This is a genomic window from Thermogemmatispora sp. (genome assembly GCF_019683635.1).
Taxonomy (GTDB): domain Bacteria; phylum Chloroflexota; class Ktedonobacteria; order Ktedonobacterales; family Ktedonobacteraceae; genus Thermogemmatispora.
Genome location: NZ_JADGIA010000295.1, coordinates 1 through 4,695, shown reverse-complemented (window position 1 = coordinate 4,695; position 4,695 = coordinate 1). Strand labels below are relative to the sequence as shown.

The following is a 4,695-nucleotide window of genomic DNA, read 5'->3' as shown; positions in this document are numbered from 1 at the left end:
TTGTACGCAGCCCTGCGACCAGTTGCAGCAGTGGAGCGCTTTCGCCGCGGATCTGTCGCGGTTGGATCAGTGCGGCCTTGCTTGAGGCTGCCTGCTTCGCCTCCCTCATTGATTTCATACTTTATCGAACCGGCCCGTAAAACCCCATCCTTTTAAGGCGGGGGATATAAAGGCCGTTCCTTGTTTGGGGTAGGGGGGACGGATTGCTTGACATGAAGTAGCACATTGCTGTATCATGTCTGCATAAATACAAAAGTTGCCTACAAGTCTAACCGCAACGTCTACTACTCCTGTAAGTATCACGTGATATGGTGTCCAAAATACCGGCGCAAGGTGCTGGTAGAAGCAGTTGCAGAGCGGTTAGCAACCATCATTCGTGAAGTCTGCCAGGAACATCAGGCAGACGTGCTGAGTTTGGAGATCATGCCCGATCATGTGCATTGGCTGGTAGAGGGAGACCCGCAATTTGGCATTCACCGACTGGTACGGCGCATCAAAGGCCGCTCATCACGACTCTTGCGTCAGGAGTTTTCATCTCTCACAACGCGAATGCCTACACTCTGGACGAAGAGCTATTTTGTCAGCACGGTTGGTGGTGCGCCACTGGCAGTCATCAAGCAGTATCTTGAGAACCAAAAGCATGGCTAAGCAAACCTACACCTTCAGATTGTACCCTACCAGGAAGCAAGAGCAAACCTTTGCCTGGACGCTAGACCGATGTCGGGAACTCTACAACGCCGCGTTGCAAGAACGCAAAGACGCATACCGCATGGCTGGCAAGCGGATCACCTACTCTGACCAGGCCAATCAACTTCCTGAGATCAAAGCGGTCAGAGAAGAGTATCAAGACATCTATAGCCAGATCCTCCAGGATGTCTTGCGCCGTGTAGAGAAAGCATTTCAAGCGTTCTTCCGTCGGGTCAAACATGGGGAAAAGCCAGGCTACCCGCGTTTTCGAGGTGCTGGTCGCTACGATAGTTTCACCTATCCGCAAGCCGGTTTTTCTTTGACGCATGATCGCCGCGTTGCTCTCAGCAAGATTGGAAGCATCAAGGTAAAACTGCATCGCAGGATTGAGGGGACCATCAAGACCTGCACCATCAAACGAGAGGGCAATCGCTGGGACGTGGTGTTTGTCTGTGAGATTGAGCCGGCGCCATTGCCTGAAAGCGATGAAGCGGTTGGGGTTGATCTCGGGGTGTTGCGCTTTGCCACGCTTTCCACAGGCGAAACGATAGAGAACCCGCGTTTCTTACGCAAAGCCGAAAGGAAGCTCAAAAGGCTGCAGCAATCGCTTGCCAGGAAGAAACGTGGATCTCATCGACGGAAGAAAGCTGCACGGCGTGTAGCGACAGCTCACCGCAAGGTGCGCCATCAGCGCCGTGATTTCTTGCACAAAGAGTCACGCAAGCTCGTGAATCGCTACGGCTTGATGGTCTTTGAGGCGCTGCGCCCTGCCAACATGGTCAGGCGCCCCACAGCGAAACAAGATGAAACCGGGAACTTTCTTCCAAATGGAGCAAGTGCCAAGGCGGGTTTAAACAAGAGTATGCTCGATGCTGGTTGGAGTCAATTTGTCCAGTTCTGTACCTACAAGGCAGCATGGGCCGGGAGGAGAGTGGTCCAGGTTGACCCCAAGCACACCAGCCAGATCTGTAGCAGTTGTGGCGCGGTCAAGAAAAAGGACCTCAGCCAGCGCTGGCACTCATGCGAGTGTGGCTGTGAGCTAGATCGTGACCACAACGCCGCTCTCAACATCAAACGAGCGGGGTTACTCCTGCTGGCAAAAGAGTCTCAGGCTCGGACGAAGCCTTCAGAGGATGTTCCTCTGAGAAGCCCAGCCATTCATGGCTAGGGAGTCGTCACACTATTGGGTGAATGCTTGCCCCGCTCCTCTGCCTGGCCAGAGACGCGAGGTATAGCGCTTGTTCTCGCCTTCTCTTCTCTCACTTCTATTTTTGCTGGACCTGGTGAAAGGAAGATGACTACCATGCAAGGCACGATTCGTAAGTACCGTATCGATAGCGGCAAGGCGATTACCGTGATCCAGCGCATTCAGGAGGATCTGATCCCTCTGGTGCGTCGCTTGCCCGGTTTTATGGGCTTCTATGTCTTGAACCGCGAGGATCAGCTGGTAACGATCAATCTCTCTGCTGATCCGCGCCAGCTCCGCGAGGCCGATGAGGTGGCCACTACCTGGATGGGCACCTTGGGCAGCTCCGTGGTGCTCGTCTCGCAAGAGGTGATTAGCGGCCCTGTGGTGGTCGAGGCCGCTGCGGACTGAGCGGTTGATAGAGGCGGAGCGAGGCGAGTGAGACGGCTCCGCGAGAGGATGGGCAGCCCTCCGTCCGGCTGCCGCCGGGCCAAGCAGCGCTTTGGCTGGCGCGTGTGGCTGCCCCTCCGTTTTCTCTTCGGCAGGTCCTGGCTCAACCCAAGCCGGTCCCGATCCCGGAACGCTGCCATGCTCTGCATGGAGAGGGACTTGTGTGCGCTGTTGCTTGTGGGCCGCCTCCTTCGTTTGAGACTATGACTTGTGCTGTCGTTCCTGCTTTTGCTTCAGAGGGAGGCGGCCATGTATATGAGGCCCCCGCTACTCTCGCAGCCGCTAAGGCTAAGCTGCCACCCATTGGCCCGGTCCCTAAGCTGGCTCTCAGGTCGCTTCAGTCCGCTTCTTTCTTCCGGCCATGCAGAGCCGCTGTCATTGCTGGCCCGCGCCTGGCAAATAGGCCCGTTCCGCTCTGCACAAGCGCAGTCTGCATCGCTAAGGCTGGCAGGCGAGATGGCTTGCGCACAGTCGGAGGCATCTTCTGCTCCCGCGCCTCGCCCTCTCGACGGCCAGCCAGTGCCGACCGATGCGGCTTCTGCCGGCGATCTCGGACAGACAGGTCCACCGCCAGTCTCCTCCCCAAGAGGGACCTATCGGAGGCGAAGGCCCCCCTTTGGACGCTGGGCGGCTCAGGCTCTGTTGACTGTGCTGACGCTGCTTGGCCTCTTGCTCTCACTCACGCCCTGGGGCCGGGCTGGCCTGCGAACAGGGCTGCTGCTCCCGGCTCTGCTGAGCGTTTCTCAAGGACCTGCTTTCAGGCTCTTCGGCGAGCCGATCCGCTTTACCCGTACGACGCTTTCTTCTGCTTCTACTGGTCTGGTGTATCTAGACCTCTATGCTCCCACTGACTCCGCTCCCCTGGTTCCGGGGCGCCGCCAGGCCGTGGTGGTCATTGCCGGCCTGGGCGATAATCGCGCCGATGCTCAGCTGGTGAACTTTGCGCGCTCGCTGGCGAGCGATGGGATGGTGGTAGCCATCGTTGGGACCCCAGCGCTTTTTGATTTCGTGCTGCGTCGGGCGGATAGTGCCGCGGTGGTGCAGGTCTTTGAGCTGCTGGCCCAGCGCCGCGATGTCGATCCTTCACGGATTGGCCTGGTGGGCTTCAGCGCTGGCAATGCTCTTGCCTGCTTTGCAGCTGCTGATCCGCGCATCCGCCACCAGGTGGCGTTCGTACTCTCCTTCGGTGGCTTTTTTGAGGCTACGACGCTGTTACAGGCCATCGCTACTCATCAGTTGCAGGTTGATGGACACACCCAGACCTGGATTCCTTACTATGTGCCGCTCCAGGCCCTGGCCCACACACTGGGTACTATCCTCCCTCCGCGCGAGGCGGCTCTTTTGCGCGCCGCTTTCGCCCAGAACGGCAGGCCGTTGACGAAAGCGGAGTTGAACGAGCTTTCTCCCAGTACACGCGCGGCTTACCATCTGCTGGCTGGCGACCAGCCCGGGCAGGTGGCAGCTAATCTGGCCGCTCTGTCTCCTCAGATGCGCGCCTTGCTGGCGCAACTCTCGCCAGCGAGCGTGGCGACCGAGATCGAGGCCCCCGTCTTCTTGCTACACGACCGCAGCGATGCCTATGTTCCGTTTACGGAGACACTGGCGTTTGCGGCGGCCCTCCAACGCCTGCACCATCCTTATGATCTGGCCGAGTTTGGCATTTTCCAACACGTTGAGGTACGGAGCGGACTGAGTCCGCTGCAAGTGCTCGGCGATAGCAGCCGCCTGGCGGCTATTGTCTGGAAGATTATGCTCGTTGGCTCTTGAGAGGCTGGCAAGCAGGGGGAGGTCTGCGATGACACTTTCGCTGGCACTGGCTTTGACTGGCCTCTGGCTCCTGATCGGACTGCTCTGCGGCCTTCTGGGCGGCGCGGCTCACCCGCGTTGGCGTCAGGCTGGCTGGCGCGCCTGGCTTCTGCTTCTGGGGTTGGCAATGGCGGGAGCAGTGCTTTCGGCCTGGCCGGCGGTCTGGCTGCTGGGAAAGCCGGCGGCTGGCGCGCTGGCCCTCGGCTGTGCGGCACTGGTAACGCTGGCGGTGCCGCCTTGCTTATCGGCTCGCCTGACGGTTGCCGCTCCACCACAACAAGGAGATGGGCCGGCTGGCTAGAGATGGAGGGAGCGGGCGACGAGAAGCCCTGACCGGCGCTCCTCTCCTGCCAGGTCGCCCGCTCGGCTCGTTCTCTCTTTCTTCCGCGCGCTCTCCAAAGCGGTAACATGACGCCCTTCCTTCTCCTCTCTGCTATCACCGCAGTGACAGGACGCTGCTAGCGGCAGGTAGCCACAAGGTTCAGCTCCGCCACCCACCGAATGGATGCGCTATAATAGCCTGCAGTGACAAGGCTCTCGCTTGGGCCAGGAGAGCGAGGGCTGCG

Annotated in this window: 5 protein-coding genes; all 5 read left to right on the top strand. The window is 59.2% G+C overall.

Annotated elements, in window-relative coordinates; genetic code table 11:
• Window positions 1-243: 243 nt before the first annotated feature.
• The 5 genes from tnpA (at window position 244) to IRZ31_RS20260 (ending at window position 4,430) form a co-directional block, all read left to right on the top strand.
• Window positions 244-648, top strand: coding sequence for an IS200/IS605 family transposase (gene tnpA, locus IRZ31_RS20280; RefSeq protein WP_297157254.1), 405 nt, complete (start codon window positions 244-246; stop codon window positions 646-648).
• Window positions 641-1,855, top strand: coding sequence for a transposase (locus IRZ31_RS20275; RefSeq protein ID WP_297157252.1), 1,215 nt, complete (start codon window positions 641-643; stop codon window positions 1,853-1,855). The genes tnpA and IRZ31_RS20275 overlap by 8 nt, the downstream gene beginning before the upstream one ends.
• 135 nt (window positions 1,856-1,990) lie before the next feature.
• Entirely contained in the window at window positions 1,991-2,284 is a 294-nt protein-coding gene (locus tag IRZ31_RS20270; RefSeq protein ID WP_297157250.1) for a hypothetical protein, read from the top strand.
• A 495-nt stretch (window positions 2,285-2,779) separates the two neighbouring features.
• The gene (locus IRZ31_RS20265) at window positions 2,780-4,090 is read left to right on the top strand and encodes a hypothetical protein (RefSeq protein WP_297157248.1); all 1,311 of its coding nucleotides are present in this window, start codon (window positions 2,780-2,782) and stop codon (window positions 4,088-4,090) included.
• Between the two features lie 28 nt (window positions 4,091-4,118).
• Entirely contained in the window at window positions 4,119-4,430 is a 312-nt protein-coding gene (locus IRZ31_RS20260) for a hypothetical protein (RefSeq protein ID WP_297157245.1), read from the top strand.
• Window positions 4,431-4,695: the final 265 nt, after the last annotated feature.

Excerpts from the sequence above, each read along its gene's own strand:
- IRZ31_RS20275 (WP_297157252.1), top strand. The coding sequence starts at position 641 with ATGGCTAAGCAAACCTACACCTTCAGATTGTACCCTACCAGGAAGCAA.
- IRZ31_RS20260 (WP_297157245.1), top strand. The coding sequence starts at position 4,119 with ATGACACTTTCGCTGGCACTGGCTTTGACTGGCCTCTGGCTCCTGATC.
- IRZ31_RS20270 (WP_297157250.1), top strand. The coding sequence starts at position 1,991 with ATGCAAGGCACGATTCGTAAGTACCGTATCGATAGCGGCAAGGCGATT.
- IRZ31_RS20265 (WP_297157248.1), top strand. The coding sequence starts at position 2,780 with ATGGCTTGCGCACAGTCGGAGGCATCTTCTGCTCCCGCGCCTCGCCCT.